Source organism: Celeribacter sp. (assembly GCF_048270365.1).
Lineage (GTDB): Bacteria > Pseudomonadota > Alphaproteobacteria > Rhodobacterales > Rhodobacteraceae > Celeribacter.
This window is the reverse complement of the sequence record NZ_JBLWTA010000014.1, coordinates 26,678-49,873: the sequence shown is the minus strand read 5'-3', so window position 1 is coordinate 49,873 and position 23,196 is coordinate 26,678. Positions and strand designations below refer to the sequence as shown.

26 protein-coding genes are annotated in these 23,196 nt (G+C 60.4%); 10 read left to right on the top strand and 16 right to left on the bottom strand.

Features of this window, described 5'->3' with window-relative positions:
• Positions 1-56 precede the first annotated feature (56 nt).
• Positions 57-1,511: a glutamate--tRNA ligase gene (gltX, locus tag ACN0X0_RS17280; RefSeq protein WP_417280166.1), complete on the top strand. Its 1,455-nt coding sequence runs from the start codon at positions 57-59 to the stop codon at positions 1,509-1,511.
• A 319-nt stretch (positions 1,512-1,830) separates the two neighbouring features.
• On the top strand, positions 1,831-3,126 hold the full coding sequence (gltA, locus tag ACN0X0_RS17275; RefSeq protein WP_417263647.1) for a citrate synthase: 1,296 nt from the start codon (positions 1,831-1,833) through the stop codon (positions 3,124-3,126).
• A gap of 87 nt (positions 3,127-3,213) precedes the next feature.
• Here the strand turns inward: gltA and ACN0X0_RS17270 are convergent, their stop codons facing one another.
• Entirely contained in the window at positions 3,214-3,657 is a 444-nt protein-coding gene (locus tag ACN0X0_RS17270; RefSeq protein WP_417280165.1) for a hypothetical protein, read from the bottom strand.
• A gap of 70 nt (positions 3,658-3,727) precedes the next feature.
• Between ACN0X0_RS17270 and ACN0X0_RS17265 the strand changes: the two genes are divergently transcribed.
• Positions 3,728-4,168 (top strand): MarR family winged helix-turn-helix transcriptional regulator, encoded by a 441-nt coding sequence (locus ACN0X0_RS17265; RefSeq protein ID WP_417280164.1) that lies wholly within the window; start codon positions 3,728-3,730, stop codon positions 4,166-4,168.
• On the opposite strand, the gene ACN0X0_RS17260 is transcribed toward ACN0X0_RS17265, so the two are convergent.
• The 13 genes from ACN0X0_RS17260 to ACN0X0_RS17200 all read right to left on the bottom strand — a co-directional run bounded on the left by ACN0X0_RS17260 (position 4,165) and on the right by ACN0X0_RS17200 (position 13,927).
• Positions 4,165-4,941 carry an enoyl-CoA hydratase-related protein gene (locus tag ACN0X0_RS17260; RefSeq protein WP_417280163.1) on the bottom strand — a complete coding sequence of 259 codons (777 nt, stop codon included), beginning with the start codon at positions 4,939-4,941 and terminating at the stop codon, positions 4,165-4,167. The genes ACN0X0_RS17265 and ACN0X0_RS17260 overlap by 4 nt on opposite strands.
• 122 nt (positions 4,942-5,063) lie before the next feature.
• Positions 5,064-5,633, bottom strand: coding sequence for a DUF2087 domain-containing protein (locus ACN0X0_RS17255; RefSeq protein ID WP_417280162.1), 570 nt, complete (start codon positions 5,631-5,633; stop codon positions 5,064-5,066).
• A gap of 226 nt (positions 5,634-5,859) precedes the next feature.
• Positions 5,860-6,309: a cytochrome c-type biogenesis protein CcmH gene (locus tag ACN0X0_RS17250; RefSeq protein WP_417263642.1), complete on the bottom strand. Its 450-nt coding sequence runs from the start codon at positions 6,307-6,309 to the stop codon at positions 5,860-5,862.
• On the bottom strand, positions 6,306-8,276 hold the full coding sequence (locus ACN0X0_RS17245) for a heme lyase CcmF/NrfE family subunit (RefSeq protein WP_417280161.1): 1,971 nt from the start codon (positions 8,274-8,276) through the stop codon (positions 6,306-6,308). Before ACN0X0_RS17245 ends, ACN0X0_RS17250 begins: the two co-directional genes overlap by 4 nt.
• 175 nt (positions 8,277-8,451) lie before the next feature.
• Positions 8,452-8,874, bottom strand: a complete 423-nt coding sequence (locus ACN0X0_RS17240) for a hypothetical protein (protein ID WP_417280160.1) — start codon at positions 8,872-8,874, stop codon at positions 8,452-8,454.
• Positions 8,871-9,017: a hypothetical protein gene (locus tag ACN0X0_RS17235; protein ID WP_417263639.1), complete on the bottom strand. Its 147-nt coding sequence runs from the start codon at positions 9,015-9,017 to the stop codon at positions 8,871-8,873. Before ACN0X0_RS17235 ends, ACN0X0_RS17240 begins: the two co-directional genes overlap by 4 nt.
• Positions 9,014-9,199: a hypothetical protein gene (locus ACN0X0_RS17230; protein ID WP_217703200.1), complete on the bottom strand. Its 186-nt coding sequence runs from the start codon at positions 9,197-9,199 to the stop codon at positions 9,014-9,016. Before ACN0X0_RS17230 ends, ACN0X0_RS17235 begins: the two co-directional genes overlap by 4 nt.
• Positions 9,192-9,788, bottom strand: coding sequence for a holin family protein (locus ACN0X0_RS17225; protein ID WP_417280159.1), 597 nt, complete (start codon positions 9,786-9,788; stop codon positions 9,192-9,194). Before ACN0X0_RS17225 ends, ACN0X0_RS17230 begins: the two co-directional genes overlap by 8 nt.
• Entirely contained in the window at positions 9,779-10,390 is a 612-nt protein-coding gene (locus ACN0X0_RS17220; RefSeq protein WP_417280158.1) for a holin-associated N-acetylmuramidase, read from the bottom strand. Before ACN0X0_RS17220 ends, ACN0X0_RS17225 begins: the two co-directional genes overlap by 10 nt.
• A 103-nt stretch (positions 10,391-10,493) precedes the next feature.
• Complete coding sequence (ccmE, locus tag ACN0X0_RS17215) at positions 10,494-10,937, bottom strand: cytochrome c maturation protein CcmE (RefSeq protein ID WP_417280191.1); 444 nt, start codon at positions 10,935-10,937, stop codon at positions 10,494-10,496.
• 57 nt (positions 10,938-10,994) lie between these two features.
• Positions 10,995-12,023, bottom strand: a complete 1,029-nt coding sequence (gene argC / locus ACN0X0_RS17210; protein WP_417280157.1) for an N-acetyl-gamma-glutamyl-phosphate reductase — start codon at positions 12,021-12,023, stop codon at positions 10,995-10,997.
• Positions 12,024-12,144: 121 nt separating this feature from the next.
• Entirely contained in the window at positions 12,145-12,957 is an 813-nt protein-coding gene (locus ACN0X0_RS17205) for a glutamate racemase (protein ID WP_417280156.1), read from the bottom strand.
• A gap of 1 nt (position 12,958) precedes the next feature.
• Entirely contained in the window at positions 12,959-13,927 is a 969-nt protein-coding gene (locus ACN0X0_RS17200; RefSeq protein WP_417280155.1) for a lysophospholipid acyltransferase family protein, read from the bottom strand.
• A gap of 240 nt (positions 13,928-14,167) precedes the next feature.
• Here ACN0X0_RS17200 and ACN0X0_RS17195 point away from each other — a divergent pair, with 240 nt between their 5' ends.
• The 5 genes from ACN0X0_RS17195 (at position 14,168) to grxD (ending at position 18,907) form a co-directional block, all read left to right on the top strand.
• Positions 14,168-15,076: a LysR family transcriptional regulator gene (locus ACN0X0_RS17195; protein ID WP_417263633.1), complete on the top strand. Its 909-nt coding sequence runs from the start codon at positions 14,168-14,170 to the stop codon at positions 15,074-15,076.
• 375 nt (positions 15,077-15,451) lie between these two features.
• Positions 15,452-17,611: a phosphoribosylformylglycinamidine synthase subunit PurL gene (gene purL / locus ACN0X0_RS17190; protein WP_417280154.1), complete on the top strand. Its 2,160-nt coding sequence runs from the start codon at positions 15,452-15,454 to the stop codon at positions 17,609-17,611.
• Positions 17,612-17,682: 71 nt separating this feature from the next.
• On the top strand, positions 17,683-18,168 hold the full coding sequence (locus ACN0X0_RS17185; protein ID WP_417280153.1) for a hypothetical protein: 486 nt from the start codon (positions 17,683-17,685) through the stop codon (positions 18,166-18,168).
• A 65-nt stretch (positions 18,169-18,233) separates the two neighbouring features.
• Positions 18,234-18,464, top strand: a complete 231-nt coding sequence (locus ACN0X0_RS17180) for a BolA family protein (RefSeq protein ID WP_167602179.1) — start codon at positions 18,234-18,236, stop codon at positions 18,462-18,464.
• A gap of 83 nt (positions 18,465-18,547) precedes the next feature.
• A complete protein-coding gene (gene grxD, locus ACN0X0_RS17175) occupies positions 18,548-18,907 on the top strand; it encodes a Grx4 family monothiol glutaredoxin (RefSeq protein ID WP_226553251.1) in 360 nt (119 codons plus the stop codon).
• A gap of 86 nt (positions 18,908-18,993) precedes the next feature.
• Here grxD and ACN0X0_RS17170 read toward each other — a convergent pair whose 3' ends face one another.
• Both ACN0X0_RS17170 and ACN0X0_RS17165 read right to left on the bottom strand, forming a co-directional pair.
• Positions 18,994-19,407, bottom strand: a complete 414-nt coding sequence (locus ACN0X0_RS17170) for a cell division protein ZapA (protein WP_226553250.1) — start codon at positions 19,405-19,407, stop codon at positions 18,994-18,996.
• A gap of 3 nt (positions 19,408-19,410) precedes the next feature.
• Entirely contained in the window at positions 19,411-19,983 is a 573-nt protein-coding gene (locus tag ACN0X0_RS17165; RefSeq protein ID WP_417280152.1) for a hypothetical protein, read from the bottom strand.
• 383 nt (positions 19,984-20,366) lie between these two features.
• Here ACN0X0_RS17165 and tkt point away from each other — a divergent pair, with 383 nt between their 5' ends.
• Both tkt and ACN0X0_RS17155 read left to right on the top strand, forming a co-directional pair.
• Positions 20,367-22,388, top strand: coding sequence for a transketolase (gene tkt, locus ACN0X0_RS17160; protein ID WP_417280151.1), 2,022 nt, complete (start codon positions 20,367-20,369; stop codon positions 22,386-22,388).
• Between the two features lie 96 nt (positions 22,389-22,484).
• Positions 22,485-23,063 carry an NADPH-dependent FMN reductase gene (locus tag ACN0X0_RS17155; RefSeq protein WP_417280150.1) on the top strand — a complete coding sequence of 193 codons (579 nt, stop codon included), beginning with the start codon at positions 22,485-22,487 and terminating at the stop codon, positions 23,061-23,063.
• Positions 23,064-23,196: the final 133 nt, after the last annotated feature.

The following is a 23,196-nucleotide window of genomic DNA, read 5'->3' as shown; positions in this document are numbered from 1 at the left end:
TATGCCCGGTGACGAAAATCATCTGCCAACATGGTTACTAAAGGGTTAATTTCCCCATGTCCGAAGTCCTGTCCGAAGCCGCTTCCCAAACTCCCGTCGTCACCCGCATCGCCCCCTCGCCCACCGGCGACATGCACATCGGCACCGCCCGCACGGCGCTGTTCTCCTGGCTCTACGCCCGTGGTCGCGGCGGCAAGTTCCTTTTGCGGATCGAAGACACCGACCGCGCGCGCTCGACGCCCGAGGCGACGCAGGGGATTCTCGACGGCATGGCCTGGCTTGGGCTGGATTACGATGGCGAGGCGGTAAGCCAATTTGAGCGCGCTGAGCGCCATGCCGAAGTGGCCCGCGAGATGTTGGCGAACGGCAAGGCCTACAAATGTTTTGCCACGCAAGACGAGATCGAAGCCTTCCGCGAAGAGGCCCGCGCGAAGAAGGAAAGCACGCTCTATCGCTCGCCCTGGCGCGATGCGGAACCGTCGACCTACCCGGATTCGCCCTATGTGATCCGCGTCAAGGCGCCCCGCGACGGCGCGACCGTGGTGGCGGATAAGGTGCAAGGCGACGTGACGTTCCAGAACGATCAGCTCGATGACATGATCCTGTTACGCTCGGATGGCACACCGACCTACATGCTGGCTGTTGTTGTCGATGATTATGATATGGGCGTGACCCATGTGATCCGGGGCGATGACCACCTGGCCAATGCCGCACGTCAGATGACGATCTATGAGGCGATGGGCTGGCCGCTGCCGGTTTACGCGCATATTCCGCTGATTTTCGGCCCTGACGGCAAGAAAATGTCGAAACGGCACGGCGCGGTCGGCGTTAAGGAATATCAGGCGATGGGCTATCCGGCCTCCGGCATGCGCAACTATCTGGCGCGTCTGGGCTGGTCCCATGGCGATGACGAATTCTTCACCGACGCACAGGCGATGGAGTGGTTCGATCTCGATGGAATCAACAAGGCTCCTGCCCGATTTGACACCAAGAAACTCGAGAATATCTGTGGTCAGCATATCGCAATTCTGGCGGACGATGAAATCTTGAGCGAAATCGATGGTTACCTTGCGGCCTCGGGGTCGGATGCGTTGCGACCGGAGCAAAAATCGCGTCTTTCCGAGTCCCTGTCCTTCCTGAAAGGGTCGGCCAAAACCTACCCGCAACTCATTGAAAAAGCACAATTTGCATTGGTGTCCCGCCCGCTGGACATGGATGAGAAAGCGCAAAAACAGGCGGTTTCTGTATCCAACGGTATACTGGAAGAATTGACGCCGCACCTGCAAAATGCTAGCTGGGAGCGCAACGCATTGGAGGAGGCGGTTGGCCGCGTGATGGAGACGCTGGAGCTTGGGTTCGGGAAAGTCGCCGGGCCTTTGAGATCCGCCCTCGCAGGTCGCGCAGTCACGCCCAGCGTCCTCGATATGATGTTGGTCCTCGGCAGAGACGAAACCCTGGCGCGGATCGACGATTTCCGGGCTTTGATTTCAGAGCAGGAAACGCAGGAATAAAGGTCGAGGTCGCACAACCGACTTTGCCAAAGCGATAGTACCGAGATCGGTCACGGGCACAGGTTCGGGCCGGCGCGTCCTAAACGGCGCGGGTTGAGACATTCTGACCGAAACGATTACGTTTCGGGACGGGCCATTAAGGGTCCGGGGAGGACGCGATGCGCGAACGATGCCCCGGCCCCGCGGCCAGATCAGGACCCAGATACGGGTCCAAAGCCCAAAGGATGTCCGGGATATGCCCGGGCGCCCGCCAGACCACCAGCGACCGCATCGCGCATTGATCGCGATGGAGGCACCGCTGACAACCGAAGGAACGACGATGGCAGATACTCAGAAAACCGCGACCCTTACGCTTGACGGACAGACCTACGATCTTCCCGTTTATTCCCCCACTGCGGGGCCGGATGTTCTTGATATCCGTAAGCTTTATGGCCAGGCGAATGTATTCACCTACGACCCGGGCTTCACCTCCACCGCCGCCTGTGAAAGCGCAATCACCTTTATCGATGGCGGCGAAGGCGTGCTTTTGCACCGTGGCTACACCATCGGCGATCTGGCCGAAAAATCGCATTTCCTCGAGGTTTGCTACCTGCTTCTCTACGGGGAACTGCCGACCGCCGCTGAAATGGAGAAATTCGAGACCACCGTGACCCATCACACGATGGTGCATGAGCAGATGCTCAAATTCTTCACCGGTTTCCGTCGTGACGCCCACCCGATGGCGATCATGGTCGGTGTGGTTGGCGCCATGTCCGCCTTCTACCACGACTCCATCGACATCTCGGACGCGCATCAGCGCGAAGTGGCAACCATTCGACTGATCGCGAAAATGCCGACGATCGCCGCGATGGCCTATAAATACACCATCGGTCAGCCGTTCGTGTATCCGCGCAACAACCTCGACTACGCGTCGAACTTCCTCAACATGTGCTTCTCCGTTCCGGCAGAAGACTATGAGGTCAACCCGATCCTGTCGCGCGCCATGGACCGTATCTTCACGCTCCATGCCGACCACGAACAGAACGCCTCCACCTCGACCGTGCGTCTGGCATCAAGCTCGGGCGCCAACCCGTTCGCTTGTATCGCCGCTGGTATCGCCTGCCTCTGGGGCCCGGCGCATGGTGGTGCGAACCAGGCCTGTCTCGAGATGCTGCGCGAAATCGGTTCCGTGGATCGCATCCCGGAATTCATCGCCCGCGCGAAAGACAAGAACGATCCGTTCCGTCTGATGGGCTTCGGCCACCGCGTTTACAAAAACTTCGACCCGCGCGCGACCGTGATGAAACAGTCCGCCGACGAGGTGCTTGAGCTTCTGGGCGTGGAAAACAACCCGACGCTACAGGTCGCCAAAGAGCTTGAGAAAGCCGCTCTGGCCGATCCGTATTTCGCAGAGAAGAAACTCTTCCCGAACGTCGACTTCTATTCCGGCATCATTCTGGAGGCCATGGGCTTCCCGACCTCGATGTTCACCCCGATCTTCGCGCTGTCGCGTACCGTCGGCTGGATTTCCCAGTGGAAGGAACAGATCGAAGATCCGGGCATGAAAATCGGCCGTCCGCGTCAGCTCTACACCGGCGCGACCGAGCGTCCCTATGTGAATGTCGAAGACCGCTAAGTCGTTCTCGATATTCTAGAAAATCCGAAACCCGTCTCTTTTGAGGCGGGTTTTTCTTTGAGTATTTCCGGCAACAAAGGAAACGGATTATGCCGTGAGCACACGACGGCGTGAGAGGCGCAGGCCGTCCCTCATGTTGAGGCCCAGAAGCGTGATATTGGCGGCGCCGGCCAAAAGTTCGAGGGTTTGGATGGTCCAATAGAGCGCCCCGCCCTGCCCCTGCATCGCGAGCGGCAGGAGGATGAGGGCAGAGGGTACGAGGAAGATCAGACCGTTGAAGGCGATGAACTTCATGCGCTTTTGTTTGGCGCCGATCAGGCCCCCGCGCATGTTTTGGCCTAGGCGGCTGCCGGAGAATCCGGTCAGGATCAGCATTGGAATAAGCGCCAAGAGGCCCCAGGCGATGCCGATTTTTGTCATGGCGATCAGGTATTTATCGCCGATGACGATGGTGGTGATGGTGGCAGTCCAGAAGGTTGCGATGATGAGAAGCGCCGCGGCTCCGAAGGCGGCGTGAAGTTTGGGCAGCATGGTGAGGCTCCATATTAATAGCTTGCTATATATATTTGCATAGCAAGCTATATTATGAAAAACAAGTCGCATGACAGAGACCACTTTCTCCCGCACACGCTCCGAAGGCTACCAGGTGAACCACATGGCCCGGCTTTTTATCCGCGCCATTCAGGATCGGATCAAACCGCTGGGCCTCTCGACAGGGACCTTTCCGGTGATGCTGGCGCTTTGGGAAAAAGAGGGGCAGACGCAGCGCGAGCTGGTGCAGGAGCTGGGTGTTGAGCAGGCGACCATGGCCAATACGCTGTCCCGGATGGAACGCGACGGACTGGTGATCCGGCGCGCCCATGAGGCGGACGCGCGCGTGCAGACCGTCTGGTTGACGGAGCGTGCGCGGGGGCTCAGAGACCCCGCGATCCGGGCGGCCTCGGAGGTCAACGATCTGGCGACCCAAGGCATGAGCGATCAGCAGCGGGACGATTTCACCACGCTGATGGCACAGGTGATCGCAAATCTGTCGGAGACTTAACGCCCTTCGTACTGCGGCTTGCGTTTTTCAAGGAAGGCCATGACGCCCTCTTTGAAATCACGGGTCTGACCGCAGCGATTTTGCAGCTTGGCCTCAAGCGCCAGCTGATCCTTGAGCGAGTTGTCATAGGAGGCGTGCATGGCCTCTTTGAGATGGCGATAGGAGACCGTCGGACCTTTGGCGAGATACCCCGCCCGCGCGCGCCAATGGGCCTCGAAATCGGCATCCTCGACGGCCTCATAAATCATGCCCCACTGCGCGGCCTGCGCGGCGGTGATTTCATCGGCGAAGAGCGAGGCGCCCATGGCGCGGGCCAGCCCGACGAGACGCGGCAACATATAGGTGCCGCCTGCGTCAGGGATGAGACCGATGCGGGAGAAAGCCTGAAGGAAGACGGCGGAGTGCGTGGCGATCACCACATCGCAAGACAGCGCCAGAGAGGCCCCTGCGCCTGCCGCCGTGCCATTGACGGCGGCAATCGTCGGCACCGGGCTGTCGTGGATCGCATGCACCATCGGTTCATATTCATCGCGCAGCGTGCGTTCGAGATCGGCGGTCGCGGCATCGACGCCGTCGCCCAAATCCTGCCCCGAACAAAAGGCGCGGCCCTCGCCCGTTAGAACGATCACGCGGGCGGATTTCGAGGCATCGCGCACCGCATGGGTGATCTCGGCCCGCATCTGGGTGTTGAGCGCATTCATCACCTCCGGGCGATTGAGCGTCACCACGGCGACGTCATTCTCTTGCTCAAAGCGGATGGTCTCGTAATGCATGCGTCTCTCTCCCATATCCCGCAGAAGCATATCCCGCAGAAGTCGCGGTTGCGCTCAAGATAAGCAGCCCCACGCAGAAAGGAAGAGAGACGCCCCGTCACAGCGGGAATTTGTCTGTCGGCTTAAAGCCCCAAGACGGCAGAGGCGCGCTCCGGCACCTCCGGGTTTGCCTCGCGACGACGTGTGACGGCACGGATCACGGCCTTGGCGGTCTCGTCCGGCTCGGCCTCTAGACGGCGGTAGACAGAGCCATCAAGCGTGCGCTCCAACAACCCGTCCTCGATCAGAGAGCGCCGGATTTGCGCAGGGTCGCGAAACACCGTCATGCTGTCGAACAGCGCCGAGATTTCACGCTCGGTGAACTCTTTGCGTGACGGCACCTGTGCCCAGAGCGCCCAAAGACAATGCTGACGCACTTTGCGTTTGGTCGACCATGAGGTCATCAGACCGGCCTCATCAAACCGCGCCAAGGCCCGCGTGACGGCGCGGCCTTCGGCGGGCGTCACGGGATCGGCGCCGGTTTGGGTGGCTTTGAGGTGCTGAAAATTGCGATAGCCCCCTGCGCGCGCGATGGCGTTCAAGAGGCTTTGGTGACCGGGGGTCTCGGGATGGCCCTCGTCGAATTCGGATTTCAATGCGCGCGCAAAGGCGGACACATCGGGAAGGGTGAGGGAAATACACTCACGAGTCATCGGTTTTCTCCGTTGATCGCGTCTCTTGTCTTGCGGGGAGCTGCCCTTGCCACGCGGGGTGTGACGCGCGGGAATACCGGATGGTGAGATGTCAAAGCAGGTTCAGCATGGCCCGAAGGCTGGCAGCGACTCGGTGAACTGTGGACCGTGGGGACAGATATAGAAAACCCGCCGAGGTCTGTCCAGCGGCGGGGTTTCGTGAGTATTTTTGGCAACAAAGGAACCGCTAGTCGTTCATCAGCCGCGCGAGGCGGGCCTCTTCGTCTTCGGTCAGATCGGCGACCTCGGGTTCCTTGCCGCGACGACGGATGAAGGTGAGGCCAATGATCAGCGCGAGGATCAGCATGACCGGCCCGGCGATCCACAGGAGTTTGTTGGCGCCCGTCAGGGTCGGTTTCAAAAGGACGAATTCGCCGTAACGATCCACCACGTAGTCCACCACCTCGTCGTTCGTGTCCCCCGCCACAAGGCGTTCGCGCACCAGAAGGCGCAGGTCTTTGGCCAATTCGGCGTTGGATTCGTCGATGTTTTCATTGCGACAGACGAGGCAGCGCAGGCCTTGGGAAATGTCACGCGCGCGGGTTTCCATAGCCGGGTCCGGGAGGACTTCGTCGGGTTGCACCGCAAGCGTTGGCGTGGCTGTCAGAAGGGCGAGGACGAGGAGCAGGTATTTCATTCTGCGGGCACTCCCTTGGGCGCGATCTCAACTTTGCGCGCGCCTACGGCGACGCGGTAGCGACGGTCGGTGAGCGACAGGAAGCCGCCGATGGCCATGATGATCGTGCCGCCCCAAATCCAGTTCGCCAGAGGTTTGATATAGGTGCGCACCGCCCAGCCGCCGTTCGATTGCACATCGCCGATCACGAGGTAGACGTCGCGCAGAAAACCATTGTCGATCCCGGCCTCGGTGGTCGGCATTTGCGCCACCGGGTAGGAGCGTTTTTCGGGGTGGAGCGTGGCGACTTTCTTGTCGCCTTCGAAGACGCCCATCGTGGCCATTGTGGTGATGTAGTTCGGGCCTTGGGCGCGGTCGACACTCTCGAGCGCGATGGTGTAGCCCGCCACCTCAAAGGTCTCGCCGACCTGCACGACGCGGATGTCTTCGACGGTCCAGGCGGTCAGACCCGCGATGCCCGCCATGGTGACGCCGAGCCCGCCATGGGCCAAAAGACGCCCCCAATCGGCGCGCGGCAGACGTGTAAGACGGCCAAGGTTCATGGTCTTGCCGGTGCGCAGGAGGATGTCCTGAATAGCGCCCGCGACAAGCCATGTCCCAAGGGCGAGGCCAATGGGACCAAGGAGAGATTTCTCGGTCTGGATCGACCAAACAAGGCCCATGACCGCAACGGCGAGGATGATCGAGGGGATGAGTTTTTTGACGGTCGCCCCAAGCTTCGCGCGCTTCCACGGCAGGATCGCGCCAATCGGCAAGAGCACCGCCAGCACCACGAAGAAGGGCGTGAAGGCGGAGTCGAAGAACGGCGGGCCGACGGAGAGTTTCCGCTCCCAAAAGGCTTCGGCCACCAGCGGCCAGATGGTGCCGATGAAGACCACAAGCGACGACACAGCCAGAAGGATGTTGTTGATCACCAAGGCGCTTTCACGCGAGACGACGGAAAAGACGCCCTTGGCCTGCATCACGCTGGCGCGGAAGGAGAAGAGCGTCAAAGCACCGCCCATGAAGATGGCGAGGATCAAGAGGATGAAAACGCCGCGCTCCGGGTCATTGGCGAAGGCGTGGACGGAGGTGATCACGCCCGAGCGCACGAGGAAAGTGCCGATGAGCGAGAAGCCGAAGGCCATGATTGCCAAGAGGATGGTCCAGCTTTTGAGCGTCTCGCGTTTCTCGACGACGATGGCGGAATGCAAAAGCGCGGCGGCAAAGAGCCAGGGCATGAAGGAGGCGTTTTCCACCGGGTCCCAGAACCAAAAACCGCCCCAGCCCAACTCGTAATAGGCCCACCAGGAGCCAAGGCCGATGCCAATGGTCAGGAAAACCCAAGCCGCCAAGGTCCAGGGCCGCACCCAACGGCCCCAAGCGGCATCGACACGGCCCTCAAGCAGGGCGGCGACGGCGAAGGAAAAGGTCATCGAGAGGCCGACATAGCCGAGGTAGAGAAACGGCGGGTGGAAGGCGAGACCGGGGTCTTGCAACAAAGGATTGAGATCCTGCCCATCCATCGGCGGCCATTCAAGACGCAGAAACGGGTTCGAAGTGAAGAGGATAAAGGCCAGAAAGGCCACGCCAATGGAGCCTTGGATGCCGATCACACGGGCGCGGAGCGTGGCCGGGATGTTGTGTCCGAAAAGCGCCGCAGCGCCGCCGAAGAGCGCCAGAATCAACACCCAGAGAAGCATCGAGCCCTCATGGTTGCCCCAGACACCGGAGACCTTGTAGAGCATCGGTTTCAAGGTGTGAGAGTTTTCGACCACGACCTTCAGAGAGAAATCCGAGGTCACGAAGGCATAGGTCAGCGCGCCAAAGGAAAAGGCGATCAGCACGAGCTGGATCATCGCCGCCGGTTCGCCCACGGCCATCAGCGCCCGGTTGCGGGTCTGCGCGCCCCAAAGTGGCAAAACGGTTTGGGCGATGGCCACGATAAAGGCCATGACCAGAGCGAAATGTCCGAGTTCTACAAGCATAGGCGCCTCCCTGTTGGGCTTAGTTCTACCCGGTTGGAAAGGCTGCGCCAATGGGCTGCGCGCCGATGTCGCAAGGAAATGAACGAAGGTCGTAGGAGCGGTACAGAAGGCAGCACATAAAGGAAAGGGGCCAGTGCGGCCCCCTTCCCCGTCTCTTCCCACCAACCCGCGTGCCTTACAGCAGCAACAGGACCCCAAAAGAGACAAGCAACGCGCCCAGAACCGGCCAGAGGAATGTCAGACCCGAAAGGCCAAAACTGCCCTGTATCACCGAAAAGTGAAGCACCGCCCCGGCGATCAAAAGCGACAGGAACAGGAAAAGCACCGCGGCCTCCATGCCCCACACCGGGCTCTGCGCGATCTGCATGGCCCACCACCAGCCAATCGTCAGACCCGAACCCGCCCAAGACAAAGACATGCCAAGCGCCAAAGGGGTCGCCCGCACCTGCCACAGCCAGAGAAATGTGGCCGAGATCATCAAGGCCATGAGCGAGATCGCCCCGTAAGCCAGCAACAGCGCCTGTTCCAACCCGAGGGCCGCGACCGCCATCCCGGCCGCCGCCAAGACAAGGCCGTAAAGTGTCATCACCTGTTTCATTGTTCCAACATCTCCTTGACGACAGCGTCCAAAGCGGCCGCCGCCTCCCGGTTCCGTTTCAAAGCCTTGCTCAGCGCCTCGCCGAGCCAAAGCTCCCGCAATTTCTGCCAAAGCCGCCGCATGAGACACGCCATTTCCGTCATCCCCATGTCCCTCGCGGCAGCCGCTCGCGGATCATTGTGGTCATCTCCACAAGGATCTGCGTGTTCTTGTCGAGCACCGCGCGGGTCGCCAGATCCTTTTGCACATCCCGATAGAGCAGGAAGAACACCATCAGGACCCAAGGCCCATGCTCAGAGAGAGCGCGCACCAAAACATCACTCATCACGGCCCTCCCTCCACGCCAAAAGCGCAGGATTGGGCGCCTCTGCCCCCGGCACCTCGACCGGCTCCACCGGCGCCGCATCCCATGTTGTTGCCCCCGGCACACCGGAGCCATTTGCCCCGGCCTCCAGCGCCTTGAGTGCTGCGATATTGGCCGTCACCTTCGGCGCCTGCGCCACAGTCGCGGCGACAGAGCGTTGAAATTCCTGCGATTTCACCTGATACCGCGCGCCGAAATAGAACGACACGATGGTGCCCAACAGCCACCACAGAGGCTCCGGGACAAGCGCGATCCCTTGCATGCGCGACGCGAACCAGATCGGATCGACCATGGCCGAAATGCAAAGTCCGATGGTGCCAAAAGCCATCAGAGGACGCGGCACGCGATTGAGCGCATCCATGAAACGGTCGAAATAGCCTTTGCGCTCCATCGCGAATTCGGAGGCGAATTGCTGCAAGGCCGCCGCGCGTGTCTTGGCCTCCCGGTCGGCGGAATTCTCCGAGTTCTCGAAAAACACCTCCGCCGTGTCGCGGATCACATTGCGCCCGTCGCCAAAGAGCAGTTCGAACACTTTGCCGATCAACCCCATGTTGCCACCCGGGCGGCATGCTCGGCCTCCGTCAGGTGATAGCGCGGGGAAATGAACTCTTCGGCGCGGGTGATCCAGCCGCCCTTGCCGCCATCACGTCGGCGGGCGTATTTGCGCGAACTCGGACGACGATCCGCCAAGGCGTAGTAGTAATTGCGCCGCGCAATGCCGTAAGCATCCGCCAGATAGGCCGGTGCCAGAGATTGCGCAATGAACGACGCCTCGATCGTCTGCGGCCCGATGCTGCCGTCAATGGCGATGCGTTGCCCCATCTCGTTCAAAAGCCGCTGCAAAATCCGCACCGCATTGGCGCCCGCATTGACATACATGTCGAACACGGAGGCCTGCAGCACCGGCGGCAACTCGTCGATCCGGGGTCTGTGAAAGTAATGTTCGACAAAGATGTCGCGCGCTTTGGCCCGGGTCAGCCGCTGAACATCGACCTCATTCACCCGGCCATTGCCGTCCAGATCAATCCCCAGACGCTGCATCGTCCCAAGCGTGACCCCATATTTCGTGGCCCCGCCCGGATCGTCCGGGTCGTTGACGTAGCCGCCCTCGCGAGCGACGATCTCCATCGCGATTTGCTGTACTGTTTTCATCTGCCTCAATCCCACCAAATTGATGAGTTGAGGCTGACGCAAAAAGGTTAACGCGCGTGGAAAACACCGCGCGCGTCCCGATTTACGATTTATTCAGAGGGCTTTAGCTCTCCGGCTCTTTATAGACCCCGGTTTCTTTCAACGAGTCCATCACCTCTTTCGGCATATAGGTCTCGTCGTGCTTCGCCAAAATCTCGGTCGCCACAAAGGTGCCGCCGACCATCGATCCGGTGCCGATCATGCCTTGGTTTTCACCGAACAAATCCGGAAGAACGCCTTCGAAAGTGACCGGGATGGTTTCCGCGCCGTCGGTCACCGAGAAGGTCACATGAGTGCCTTCGCCGCGCACCAAAGTGCCGTCCGCGACAAGACCGCCAAGACGGAAAATTTCGCCCTCGCGCGGTGGTTCGGCCACGACTTTCGACGGGTCACGATAGAGGTTGATCCCGTCGCGGAACGCGTAGCCGATCAGAGAAACAGAGACCAACAGCGCCACAGTGGCGATGGCGAACACCTGAATGCGGCGTTTCTTTTTAAGGTTCTTCAAACCGGCCATGGGGTCTCCTCCTCAGGTCCCTGAATTACGTCTGCAATTACGGATACGTTACGGATACATGGGCACGTTCATGAGACCCATGGTCTCATCAAGGCCCAGCATCAGGTTGGCGTTCTGGATCGCCTGACCGGACGAGCCTTTGGTCAGGTTATCGAGGGCGGCGATCACGATGGTGCGGCCCGGAATGCGGTCTTCCACCACACCGATGTGGCAGAAATTCGAACCGCGCACCTGTTTCATCGCGGGCACTTGGCCATAGGGCAGAACCTGAATGAAAGGCTCGTTCATATAGGCGTCGGCCAGCGCGTAATGCACGGCTGTGGCCTCGCCTTGCACATAGGCGGTGGCGAGGATGCCGCGGGTGGCGGGCACGAGGTGCGGCGTGAACTGAATGCGGACATCCCGCCCGGCCACTTTGGAGAATTCCTGATCGAATTCACCCAGATGCCGGTGCTTGCCGCCCACGGAATAACCAAAGGCGTTGTCTTCCAACTCGCCGTACAAAAGGTGTTCTTTCAAGGACCGCCCGGCCCCCGACACAGCCACTTTCAGGTCCAGAATGATCTGGTCGAGATCAATTACACCGGCGGCAATCAGAGGCCGCAAAACAAACTGCCCCGTCGCGGCATTACAGCCCGTGCCCGCCACCAGACGCGCGGCTTTGATGTCTTCGCGGTAGAATTCGGTGAGGCCATAAACGGCCTCTTTCTGAATCTCGACCGCCGAATGCGGCTTGCCGTACCATTTCTCATATTCCGCCGGATCGCGCAGACGGAAGTCGGCGGAGAGGTCCACCACTTTGGTCGTCGGCGGCAAATCCTTAATCACCGCTTGCGAGGTCGCATGCGGCAGCGCGCAGAACGCCAGATCGACCGTCGCGAAATCAATGTCCTCAATCTTGCAGAGCGCAGGCAGGTCCATGTGGCGCAGATGCGGATAGACCTCGCTCATTTCCATGCCTGCTTTACGATCCCCCGAAAGCGCCACGATCTCCATCATCGGATGGGTCGCGATCAGGCGGACAAGTTCGGCGCCGGTATAGCCGGAGGCTCCAAGGATGGCGATTTTATAGGTCATGTCGGTCGTCTCTCATATGAGCTCGGCACTGCCTTTGATCGGGCGCAAGCCTGAGCGCTTAATTTAGAAGAATTCTGATTTTATCGCAATTGCGACGGGTCACCGCAGGGCAAACTGCCCATCACGCTTTGATGAACTCGACTTTTCGTCGCAGGAATTGCGTCGCGCCCCGGGACACTTTCGCCGGATCGCCCGTGGTCAGGAACATCGACTCGCTGCCCGACCCGATCATCTGAGGATGGCGTTTCAGGTAGTCATCGAGCGAAGAGGCCACCAGATTGGCCTGGCTGAACACCTTCACATCCGCCCCAAGCGCGTCCTGAAACGCCTCTTCCATCATCGGATAATGGGTACAGCCCAAAATGGCCGCATCCGGCGTCGGCATCTTGCGTTTGAGCGCATCGACGTGCGAGCGCACCAGCGCATCGGCGAGGATCATATCGCCATCTTCGATGGCGTCGACCACACCACCACAAGCCTGCGCCTCGACATCCACGCCGATGGCGCGAAACGCCAACTCGCGCTGGAACGCCCGCGAGGCGACCGTGGCAGGCGTCGCAAACAGCGCCACATGTTTCACATCGACCTCACGTGGCGGCGAATTGTCGCCCCATTGCCGCTCTGTCAGAGCCTCGATCAGCGGCACGAAAACACCCAGCACACGTTTGTCGCGCGGGATCCAGCTTTCCTGCATCCGCCTGAGCGCCGCCGCAGAGGCCGTGTTGCACGCGAGGATCACGAGATCACAGCCCGCCTCCCAAAGCCGCTCTACGGCAGCCGTCGTCAGATTGTAAATGTCATCCGCTGTGCGCACCCCATAAGGCGCATGCGCATTGTCGCCGAAATAGACGAGCGGCACGTCAGGCAGACGTTTCGACACCGCGTCATAGACCGTCAACCCGCCCAAACCACTGTCAAAAATACCGACTGCCATCTCAATACCGATCCTTCAGGCCCTGTCGGACCTTTGCGCCATGTTTCGCTTCGAATTCAAAGCCCAGCCCGGCCTTCACCAAAGGCTTTGACGATAGTGAATAGGTCTCGGCGCGCAGAAAATCCATCAACTTTTTCGCATCCCCGCGGAATTCGGCCAGACGTTCCGGTCCGATCGGCGCGCCAATCGCCACACGCACCGGCGCGCCGAGGCTGCGACGGAACTCCCGGATCAACAACCCCATCCGCAAAGTCGCGTGCAGATGGCTCGCCAATTGAAACAATCGCGAATTGGCCCCGTCGAAATAGATCGGCACCACCGTGGCCCCGGATTTCGCCACCATTTTCGCGGTAAACGCCCGCCAACCGGGGTCCAATGGCTGTCCCAAAGGCTTCGCCGAGGTCGACACCGTGCCGCCCGGAAAGATGCCGATGCAGCCACCATCGGCGAGATAGCGCAGCGCCTCCTTGCGGGTCTCCAGATTGAGCGCCACCGCCTCTTTCGTCTCCTCGAAAGAAATCGGTAAAATCACCCGGTCGATGTCCTCGGCCTTCTTGAACACGCGATGCGCCAGAATGCGAAAATCTCCCCGCGCCAGCGACAGGATATGCCCCAGCATCAGCCCATCGAGAATACCGTAGGGATGATTTGCCACCACGATCAGCGGGCCTTGCGCCGGGATATTGCCCAAACTGCCCAGAATGACCTCAAGGCTTAGCCCGTAACGTTCCGCCATCACCGCCCAGAAATCACGCCCCGCCGCCACCTCTGCATCATAGCCCTTTGCGCGCCGGATCACCCCCAAACGCCCGGTCGCATTCTCCATCACCCGGATCAAAACGCGACCTGATCGCGTCGCCGCAGAACTGGCATAGGAAATGTCCCGCGCCGCCCGTCCAGCGTCGAAAACGGCGCGCTTGCCCGTCGTGCGCTCTTGCAAAGAGCCGACTTCCTGACCTTTGACATCCATGCTTTGATCCTCCCCGATCGTCACGAAAACGATATGAAAAATCCGCATCAAGGCCAAGCCGGAGCCACACAGATCACATCGCCTGAAAAATTTGCAAATGCTCAACTTTCCTACGGTAATTTGTGTTAGCGCAAAGCATTTCGCTTGCGGTCAGGGCAAAAAAAACGAAAGAAGCGGCCAAAACGCGCCGTCAGCCCCTATATTGTGTAAAGTGACGGTAGATCGAAGCAGGTGATGGGTATGGACTGGGACAAACTGAGAATTTTCCACGCGGTTGCGGATGCAGGATCGCTCACGCATGCGGGGGATACCCTGCATTTGAGTCAGTCCGCCGTGTCGCGCCAAATCCGCGCGCTCGAAGAATCGCTCTCCACCACTCTGTTTCACCGCCACGCCCGCGGGCTGATTCTGACCGAACAGGGCGAATTGCTTTTTGAGGCCACCCGTTCGATGGCGAAACGCCTCGACGCCGCCGCCGCGCGCATTCGCGACAGCGAGGAGGAGGTTTATGGCGAGCTGCGTGTCACCTCTGCCACCGGCTTTGGCACACTCTGGCTCGCGCCGCGCCTGTCGAAACTTTATGACAAATACCCTGATCTCAAGATCGACCTGATGCTCGAAGAGCGCGTGCTCGACCTGCCGATGCGTGAGGCCGACGTCGCCATTCGGATGAAAGAGCCGTCGCAGGCCGATCTGATCCGCAAGCGCCTGATGAACATTCGCATGCGCCTGTTCGCCACTGAGGAATATCTCGAAAAGAACGGCACCCCCGCGACTGTCGACGATCTCTCGAGCCATCGCCTGATCTGTCAGAACCCGAATGCGCATCAGGTCGCCGCCGGCGCGCGTCTGGTCGAGGAGTTGAACGAACACGACATTCGCTCGAAACTCTTCGTGAACAACTATTTCGGCGTGTTGCAAGCCGTGCTGAACCACCTCGGCATCGGCGTGCTGCCGGATTATCTCGTCGAAAGTGCGCCGCATCTGGTGCGGGTGCTGCCCGATCTGGAAAGTGGCGAAGTGCCCGTGTTCCTCGCCTACCCCGAGGAATTGCGGCATTCGAAACGGATCGAAGTGTTCCGGGATTTCATCACCGAAGAGATCAACGCCCACCGTCGCAACATGCGCGACGAGGACGAGACCGCCTAAGCCACGCGCCCCTCCTTTGCCCGCCCTTTGACCTCAAGACGCAGCTGCGCCTTGAGCGCTATGCGTTTTCTGCATGACAGCATTGCGCTGCAATCGCAGAAAATCCCTTGAACGATTCATAAACTGCCCCTAAATGCAGCAATGAGGCCGCCAAATGAGGAAACTCGCGGCGGTTTTACCTCCCTGTTGGACTTAGGCCGAGCTTTGCTCGGCCTTTTTTTTGCTCTCGCATATATTTTTTGCTCTCGCATATAAATGGATGCTTTCGGCACCGCTCGGGCAAAGCACACCCTTTCCGACGCCATACCCCCTTCCCCCAAAGCCACAAACAGCCTAATAGGACGCCAAAGCGAAGCTGCCGTTTAGGGGACCCACATGACCGAGCCCACCATCACCGAAGAGATCATCGCCGCCCATGGCCTCAAACCCGACGAATACGCCGAGATCCTGCGCATTCTGAACCGGGAGCCGTCGTTCACGGAGCTTGGCATCTTTTCCGCGATGTGGAACGAGCACTGTTCCTATAAGTCCTCCAAGAAACACCTGCGCGGCCTGCCGACCTCTGGTCCGCAAGTCATCTGTGGTCCGGGCGAAAACGCGGGCATCGTCGACATCGGCGACGGGCAATGCGTGGTCTTCAAAATGGAAAGCCACAACCACCCCTCCTACATCGAACCCTACCAAGGCGCGGCCACCGGCGTGGGCGGCATTCTGCGCGACGTCTTCACAATGGGTGCACGCCCCATCGCGGCGATGAACTCGCTCTCCTTCGGCGTCAAAGACCACAAGAAAACCAAACAGCTCGTCCATGGCGTTGTTGAAGGCGTCGGCGGCTACGGCAACTGTTTCGGCGTTCCGACCGTGGGCGGCGAAGTCCGCTTCCATGAAGCCTATAACGGCAACTGCCTTGTGAACGCTTTCGCGGCGGGTCTGGCAGACACCGACAAAATCTTCTACTCGGCGGCCTCTGGCGTCGGCATGCCCGTCGTCTACCTCGGCGCAAAAACTGGCCGCGACGGCGTCGGCGGCGCGACCATGGCGTCTGCCGAATTCGACGACACCATCGAGGACAAACGCCCCACCGTTCAGGTCGGCGATCCGTTCACCGAGAAATGCCTGATGGAAGCCACGCTCGAGCTGATGGCCACCGGCGCCGTGATCTCGATCCAGGACATGGGCGCCGCGGGCCTGACCTGTTCGGCGGTCGAAATGGGCGACAAAGGCCAGCTCGGCATCCGCCTTGATCTCGAAAACGTGCCGCAGCGCGAAGAGAACATGACTGCCTATGAGATGATGCTCTCCGAGTCTCAGGAACGCATGCTCATGGTCTTGAAGCCCGAAAAAGAGGCCGAGGCCCGCGCCGTGTTCGAGAAGTGGGATCTGGATTTCGCCATCGTCGGCGAAACCATCTCCGAGGACCGCTTCCTGATCATGCACAACGGCACCTGCATGGCCGACCTGCCGCTGTCCACTCTGGCCTCCTCCGCGCCGGAATACGACCGTCCTTGGGTGCCGACACCGGCTGCCGAACAGGTCGCGGACGTGCCGCAGATCGACGGCATCGACGGTCTCAAAGGCCTGCTCGCCTCGCCGAACTACGCCTCCAAAGCCTGGGTCTATGAGCAATACGACACCCAAGTCATGGCCGACACTGTGCGCAAACCGGGCCTCGGCGCGGGTGTGATCCGCGTGCATGATACCGGAAAAATGCTGGCCTTCACCTCCGACGTGACCCCGCGCTACGTCAAGGCGAACCCCATCGAGGGCGGCAAACAGGCCGTCGCCGAAGCCTATCGCAACCTCTCCGCTGTCGGCGCGAAACCTCTCGCGACCACCGACAACCTGAACTTCGGAAACCCCGAAAAGCCTGAAATCATGGGCCAATTCGTCGGCGCTCTGGACGGCATCGGCCAAGCGGTCGCCTTCCTCGACATGCCGATCGTGTCGGGCAACGTATCGCTCTACAACGAGACCGACGGCGAGGGCATCCTGCCGACACCCACCATCGGCGCCGTGGGCCTCATTGCCTCTGAAGACGATCTGATCTCCGGCGTGGCGCAACAGGGCGACGTGGCCGTGCTCATCGGCGAGACCGAGGGGCTTTTGGGCCAATCCGCGCTCCTCTATGAGGTGTTCAACCGCCAAGACGGCGACGCGCCGCATGTGGATCTGGCCGCCGAGAAACGCAACGGCGAGTTCATCCGCGCCAATGGTGCGCTGTTCAATGCCGTGACCGACCTGTCCGACGGCGGCCTCGCCCTTGCAGCCTTCGAAATGGCCGAAGAGGCCGGCGTCGGCGTGCACCTCGACAGCGACGACACCGCAACGCTCTTTGGCGAAGATCAGGCGCGCTACCTCGTCGCCTGCTCCTTTGACCAAGCCGAAGCCCTCATGGCCGCCGCCGCCCAAGCCGGTGTGCACCTCGCCACGGTCGGAAAATTCACCGGCGACACGGTCAGCTTCGGCGGCTCCAGCGCGCCGCTCTCTGAACTCTCCGCGCTCTATCGCGGCACCTTCGGCGAGATTTTCGGCTAAGTTTCCTTTGCTGTATAAATACTCAATCAAGGCCCGCTGATCTGGCGGGCCTTTTGCTTTATAAGGCCCCAATGACCGACCTGCCCGACCTCACTTCTGATTGTTCCCAATGCGCCGCCCTGTGCTGCGTTGGGCTGACGCTCGACAAGGGCGATCTGTTCTCCTTTGACAAACCGGCGGGCACGCCCTGCCCCAATCTCGATGGGCATCTCTGTTCGTGCCACGACCAGCTCGACGAGATCGGCAATCATGGCTGTGTGCTTTATGACTGCGCAGGTGCCGGGCAACGCGTCACGCAATTGCGGTTCAACGGCGAAAGCTGGCGTGACGACCCGACGCTTTTGCCCGCAATGATCCGAGATTTCGAACGCCTCAAACCGCTGCACGAGCGCATGAAACAGTTGACCGAAGCCGAAACCCTTGCGCTCACAGAGGCCCTAGAGACCGAGCGCCAGCGTCTCCTGCGCAAATGCGCGCGGCTTTGGGCCGACACCCCGACGCTTGCATCAGACTACGAGCAGTTCCTGAGCGACCTTGCACACCACGCCCGCGCCTGAATGCTTGCAGGCCCGCGCGGCAACCCTTACATTTCATTCCGACGACCAACCAAGGAGCGCCCTACATGGCCATCACCGCCACCGATATCGAACACCTGATCCGCGCAGGCTTCCCAGACGCCCAGATCATCGTTCAGGGAGATGACGGTCAACATTTCGCCGCCGAAGTGATCGACGCTTCGTTCAAAGGCATGAACCGGGTGCAACAACAACGCGCCGTGAATGCGACGCTGAAAGAAAAGCTCGCCAGCGGCGAGTTGCATGCGCTGGCTCTGACCACCCGCGCCCCCGAGTAAACACCGCTTACTGGCCACTCCGCGCCAAAGCTCTAATTTTCATGTCGGCCTAGACTGCACCGACACCCGAAAGGAAAACGCCCATGTCCGCTCAGGAAACCATCCAGAAAACCGTCGACGACAATGATGTCGTGCTTTTCATGAAAGGCACCTCGCAGATGCCGCAATGCGGGTTCTCGTCGAAAGTGGCGGGCATCCTGAATTTCATGGGGGTCGAGTATCTCGACGTCAACGTGCTGGCCGATCAGGACATCCGTCAGGGCATCAAAGATTTCTCCGACTGGCCGACCATCCCGCAGCTTTACGTCAAAGGCGAATTCGTCGGCGGCTGTGACATCGTGATCGAAATGACGCTGTCGGGCGAGCTGGACCAAATGCTGGCGGACAAAGGCGTGGCTTTCGACACCGAAAAAGCCGACCAGATTCGCGCCGCGAACGTCTAAATCGCTTCCTTAGTCTGCAAAATACAAAAGGCGCACCTCTGTGCGCCTTTTTGCTGTCTTCTGCTTGGCCGCTCAAGTCCCGAACTTTAGGCCTCGAAACGATCCGTCACGCCCAGACGCTCCTCAAAAGCCGCCGCCATCGCCTCAGTCCGCGCCGCCATTTCGGCCAGTGTGTCCATGACCTCATTGGGCACCACAGGCACCTCAACCTTTTGCGGCTCAGGCTCTGGACGCGCGCGCATTTCCTCGATCAACGCTTCCTGCGCGCCAAGTTTGGCCTCAAGGTTGCGCATCTGCTCTTCCATACCTGCAGTCTTATCCGCAAGCATCAAGCCCGCCATCAAAAGCATCCGCTCCGCAGGCAGACGTCCGATCTGGCTCGACAGCACAGAGGCCTCATTGTCCAAAAGCTCGGCGGCGGATTTCAGGAAATGCTCTTCGCCGACCTGACAGGCCACATCGAAATCGCGTCCGCCGATGGAGATTTTCACTTCAGGCATCGCTTAATACTCCTCGCGCGGGGATTGCTCTGGCCCCGCATCCGTCACCTCAACACCATGGCGCGACACCACAGCGCGCAGCTCGGTCAGGATCGCATCCAGTTCCGTGACATCGGATTCGCGCGCCACTCTTAGCGCCTCCACTTCGGCATGAAGTCCCGCATCGATCAGACCGGCATCGCCGACGCCTTCGGCATTGGCCGCCCTGAGCGCCGCGTTGTTATCACGCAACTGCGTGTTCACGTGACGCAGTTTCTGCATCTCGCGGTCATGATCCATCAACTGCCGACGCAGCACCTCCACCTCTTCCTCAAGGGCCGCCACATGGCTTTCCTGACGGTCGTGAATCGCCTTCACCCGCTCTTCAAGCTGGCTGTTGACGGTTTTCTCTTCCTCCAGAGCATCGTGCAGGCGGGCAATCTCGGCCTCTGCCGCCTCGCTGGCGATTCCTCCAACGGGGGCGTCACTGGCCGCTTCTGTCGCCGCCTCGGCACGTTCTTCGGCCACAGCCACCGCGCGCCCGATCCGCTCCAGCGCCGCCGTGATCCGGGCTTCGAAATCGGAAATCTCGCTCATTGCCGTCTACTCACACTCTGCTCAGTCTTTGTTGCAACGCCTCGCCTGCATCTCCATGCGGCCCCGACTTTGGAACAGGAAACTCGAAACTTCCTTTGTCCTCAAGGGCGAAGCGCAAAAAGCTCATCCGCGGGCACATCTGTTTTCTCTTGATTCGTGAGCCTAGCCTATAGGGCAGGATTTACCAATATGCGAAGGCAAAACCGGCGAAAACCGCCCGCCCGACCCGCGTCACACCTCTTGAAAGCGCCGCAAGACCCCAATCTACCGCCTCGCGGCTTGCACTTTGGGCCAGTATCGTTATCAGAAGGCCCGAAAGGCCAGACATCGTGGCGTTCCGCACCGATTTCGGCCTCATACCGGAGCTATGAGGAGATCCGCCCGTGGACATCGCAACCCTGCGCGAGGCGCACCCCGATCACTGGATGCGTGCCGCCGCCATCCGCACCCTGACGCTCGATGCCGTCGCCGGTGCCAATTCCGGTCACTCCGGCATGCCGATGGGCATGGCCGATGTGGCCACCGTGCTGTTTGAAAAGCACCTGAAATTCGATGCCGCAGCACCGCTTTGGCCGGATCGTGACCGCTTCATCCTGTCGGCGGGCCACGGCTCCATGCTGATCTACTCCCTGCTCTATTTGACCGGCTACAAAGAGATGCCGCTCGAGCAGATCAAGAACTTCCGCCAGATGGGCGCGAAAACCGCCGGTCACCCGGAGAACTTCCTGCTGGATGGCGTTGAAACCACCACCGGTCCGCTCGGTCAGGGCATCTCCAACGCCGTCGGTTTCGCCATGGCCGAGGAATCGCTGCGCGCCCGTTTCGGGTCCAAGCTCCAGAACCACCACACCTATGTGATGGCCGGCGACGGCTGTCTCATGGAGGGTGTGTCGCAAGAAGCCATCGCGCTCGCCGGTCGTCAGAAACTCGGCAAGCTGATCGTCTTCTGGGACAACAACAACATCACCATCGACGGCACGGTGGACATCGCCGACCGCACCGATCAGGTGATGCGTTTCAAATCCGCTGGCTGGCACGTGCAGAGCATCGACGGTCATGACCCGGAACAAATCGACGCCGCCATCGAGGCCGCGAAGAAGTCCAAGAAACCGTCGATGATCGCTTGCAAAACCCACATCGCTCTGGGTCACGCGGCACAGGACACTTCCAAAGGTCACGGCGCCTTGACCGACGCCGACCAACTGGCCGCCGCCAAAGCCGCTTATGGCGTCAACTGGGGCGCCTATCAGGTTGCCGAGGACGTCAAATCCCAGTGGGAAGAGATCGGCGCGAAAGGCCGCGAAGACCGCGTCGCCTGGGAAGCCCGTTTCGAAGAGCAATCCGAGCGCCGTCAGGCCGAGTTCAACCGCGTCTTCGCGCTTGAGGCTCCGAAAAAACTCTCCGCCACGATCAAGGCGTTCAAGAAACAAATCTCCGAAGAACAGCCGAAGCTGGCCACTCGGTCGTCCTCGCAAAAAGTGCTCGAAGTGATCAACCCGATCATGCCCGAGACCATCGGCGGTTCCGCCGACCTCACCGGCTCGAACAACACGTTGACCGGCGACATGGGGGTCTTTGACGAGACCAACCGCAAGGGCCGCTACGTCTATTACGGCATCCGCGAGCACGGCATGGCCGCCGCGATGAACGGCATGGCTCTGCACGGCGGTATCCGTCCCTACTCCGGCACCTTCTTCTGCTTCACCGATTACGCCCGCCCGGCGATGCGTCTGTCGGCTCTGATGCAGATCCCGGTGACCTATGTGATGACCCACGACTCCATCGGTCTGGGCGAAGACGGTCCGACTCACCAGCCGGTCGAGCATCTCGCCATCTGCCGTGCGACGCCGAACACGTTGACGATCCGTCCCTGTGACACGGTCGAGACTGCCGAAGCTTGGGAAATCGCGCTCACTTCGCAGAAAACGCCCTCCGTTCTGGTGCTGACCCGTCAGGGCGTGCCGACACTGCGCACCGAGCACAAGAACACCAACCTCGTCTCCAAAGGCGCTTATGTGCTGGCCGAAGCCGAAGGCAAACGCGAAGCGATCCTGATCGCCACCGGTTCCGAAGTGGCCATCGCCATGGAAGCCCGCAAAATCCTTCAGGACAACGGCATCGGCACCCGCGTCGTCTCCATGCCCTGTATGGAGCTATTCGCAGAGCAAGACGAAGCCTACCGTCGCAAGGTCCTGCCCGCAGGTCCGGTGCGCGTTGGCGTCGAGGCCGCTGTGCGTGACGGCGGCTGGGATCGCTGGCTTTTGGGCGAGCGTGGCCGCGAAGCGAAACAGGCCTTTGTCGGCATGACCCGCTTTGGTGCCTCCGCACCAGCCGACGAGCTTTACGAGAAATTCGGCATCACCGCCGACAACATCGTGGCTCAGGTCAAAGCGCTCTTGGGCTAATGCTAAAAACCCTCCTTCGAGCGCGCTCGCAGGACAAACACATAAAAAGCCCGCCCCAGTGCGGGCTTTTTCCTTTTTCTCCAACGGCTTGCCCAGATGCTCTTGACCCAGAGCGACAACTGTCGTGATCATGCGCGCATGAACATCCTCGCCCTCTCCGGCAGCGCCCGCCGCGCGTCCACCAACACCGCCTTGCTCCGCAATCTCGCCGATGTCGCGCCCGAAGGGGTCGACATCACGGTCTTTGACCGCATCGCCGAGCTTCCGGTGTTTTCGCCCGACCTCGAACATCCCCACCCGGCGTCCGTCGCCGCCTTCGCCGATCTCATCGCGCACGCCGACGGGCTCATCCTCTGCGTCCCGGAATATGCCCGCGCACTGCCCGGCGGGCTCAAGAATGCGCTCGACTGGCTGGTCTCCGGTGAAGAGCTGATCGCCAAACCCGTGGCCTTAGCCCATGCCTCACATCGTGGCGACGACATGCTCGCGGATTTGCGCCGGGTTCTGACGACCGTGACCTCGGCGTTTCAGCCAGACATTTTCTTACGCTTGCCTCTGATGGGCCAAACCCCGGAAGAGATTGCCGCCCTATTCGAACAGCCGGACACCCGACACAAGACGCGGGCCTTCCTCAAAGCCTTCGCCAAGACGCTCCCCCCAAAGTCACAAACCTAATCGCCGTCGTGACGCCACCCTTCTTTTGTCCTGAAATATCCCGGGGAGCACGAGGGGCTGGCCCCTCGTTTTGGCCTTCAAAACCTCATGAATGTTTGCGTTAACGGAAATGTTTTCGCTAACATGTTGGCGT

Excerpts from the sequence above, each read along its gene's own strand:
- gltX (WP_417280166.1), top strand. The coding sequence starts at position 57 with ATGTCCGAAGTCCTGTCCGAAGCCGCTTCCCAAACTCCCGTCGTCACC.
- gltA (WP_417263647.1), top strand. The coding sequence starts at position 1,831 with ATGGCAGATACTCAGAAAACCGCGACCCTTACGCTTGACGGACAGACC.
- ACN0X0_RS17270 (WP_417280165.1), bottom strand. The coding sequence starts at position 3,657 with ATGCTGCCCAAACTTCACGCCGCCTTCGGAGCCGCGGCGCTTCTCATC.
- ACN0X0_RS17265 (WP_417280164.1), top strand. The coding sequence starts at position 3,728 with ATGACAGAGACCACTTTCTCCCGCACACGCTCCGAAGGCTACCAGGTG.
- ACN0X0_RS17260 (WP_417280163.1), bottom strand. The coding sequence starts at position 4,941 with ATGCATTACGAGACCATCCGCTTTGAGCAAGAGAATGACGTCGCCGTG.
- ACN0X0_RS17255 (WP_417280162.1), bottom strand. The coding sequence starts at position 5,633 with ATGACTCGTGAGTGTATTTCCCTCACCCTTCCCGATGTGTCCGCCTTT.
- ACN0X0_RS17250 (WP_417263642.1), bottom strand. The coding sequence starts at position 6,309 with ATGAAATACCTGCTCCTCGTCCTCGCCCTTCTGACAGCCACGCCAACG.
- ACN0X0_RS17245 (WP_417280161.1), bottom strand. The coding sequence starts at position 8,276 with ATGCTTGTAGAACTCGGACATTTCGCTCTGGTCATGGCCTTTATCGTG.
- ACN0X0_RS17240 (WP_417280160.1), bottom strand. The coding sequence starts at position 8,874 with ATGAAACAGGTGATGACACTTTACGGCCTTGTCTTGGCGGCGGCCGGG.
- ACN0X0_RS17235 (WP_417263639.1), bottom strand. The coding sequence starts at position 9,017 with ATGACGGAAATGGCGTGTCTCATGCGGCGGCTTTGGCAGAAATTGCGG.
- ACN0X0_RS17230 (WP_217703200.1), bottom strand. The coding sequence starts at position 9,199 with ATGAGTGATGTTTTGGTGCGCGCTCTCTCTGAGCATGGGCCTTGGGTC.
- ACN0X0_RS17225 (WP_417280159.1), bottom strand. The coding sequence starts at position 9,788 with ATGGGGTTGATCGGCAAAGTGTTCGAACTGCTCTTTGGCGACGGGCGC.
- ACN0X0_RS17220 (WP_417280158.1), bottom strand. The coding sequence starts at position 10,390 with ATGAAAACAGTACAGCAAATCGCGATGGAGATCGTCGCTCGCGAGGGC.
- argC (WP_417280157.1), bottom strand. The coding sequence starts at position 12,023 with ATGACCTATAAAATCGCCATCCTTGGAGCCTCCGGCTATACCGGCGCC.
- ACN0X0_RS17205 (WP_417280156.1), bottom strand. The coding sequence starts at position 12,957 with ATGGCAGTCGGTATTTTTGACAGTGGTTTGGGCGGGTTGACGGTCTAT.
- ACN0X0_RS17200 (WP_417280155.1), bottom strand. The coding sequence starts at position 13,927 with ATGGATGTCAAAGGTCAGGAAGTCGGCTCTTTGCAAGAGCGCACGACG.
- ACN0X0_RS17195 (WP_417263633.1), top strand. The coding sequence starts at position 14,168 with ATGGACTGGGACAAACTGAGAATTTTCCACGCGGTTGCGGATGCAGGA.
- purL (WP_417280154.1), top strand. The coding sequence starts at position 15,452 with ATGACCGAGCCCACCATCACCGAAGAGATCATCGCCGCCCATGGCCTC.
- ACN0X0_RS17185 (WP_417280153.1), top strand. The coding sequence starts at position 17,683 with ATGACCGACCTGCCCGACCTCACTTCTGATTGTTCCCAATGCGCCGCC.
- ACN0X0_RS17180 (WP_167602179.1), top strand. The coding sequence starts at position 18,234 with ATGGCCATCACCGCCACCGATATCGAACACCTGATCCGCGCAGGCTTC.
- grxD (WP_226553251.1), top strand. The coding sequence starts at position 18,548 with ATGTCCGCTCAGGAAACCATCCAGAAAACCGTCGACGACAATGATGTC.
- ACN0X0_RS17170 (WP_226553250.1), bottom strand. The coding sequence starts at position 19,407 with ATGCCTGAAGTGAAAATCTCCATCGGCGGACGCGATTTCGATGTGGCC.
- ACN0X0_RS17165 (WP_417280152.1), bottom strand. The coding sequence starts at position 19,983 with ATGAGCGAGATTTCCGATTTCGAAGCCCGGATCACGGCGGCGCTGGAG.
- ACN0X0_RS17155 (WP_417280150.1), top strand. The coding sequence starts at position 22,485 with ATGCTCTTGACCCAGAGCGACAACTGTCGTGATCATGCGCGCATGAAC.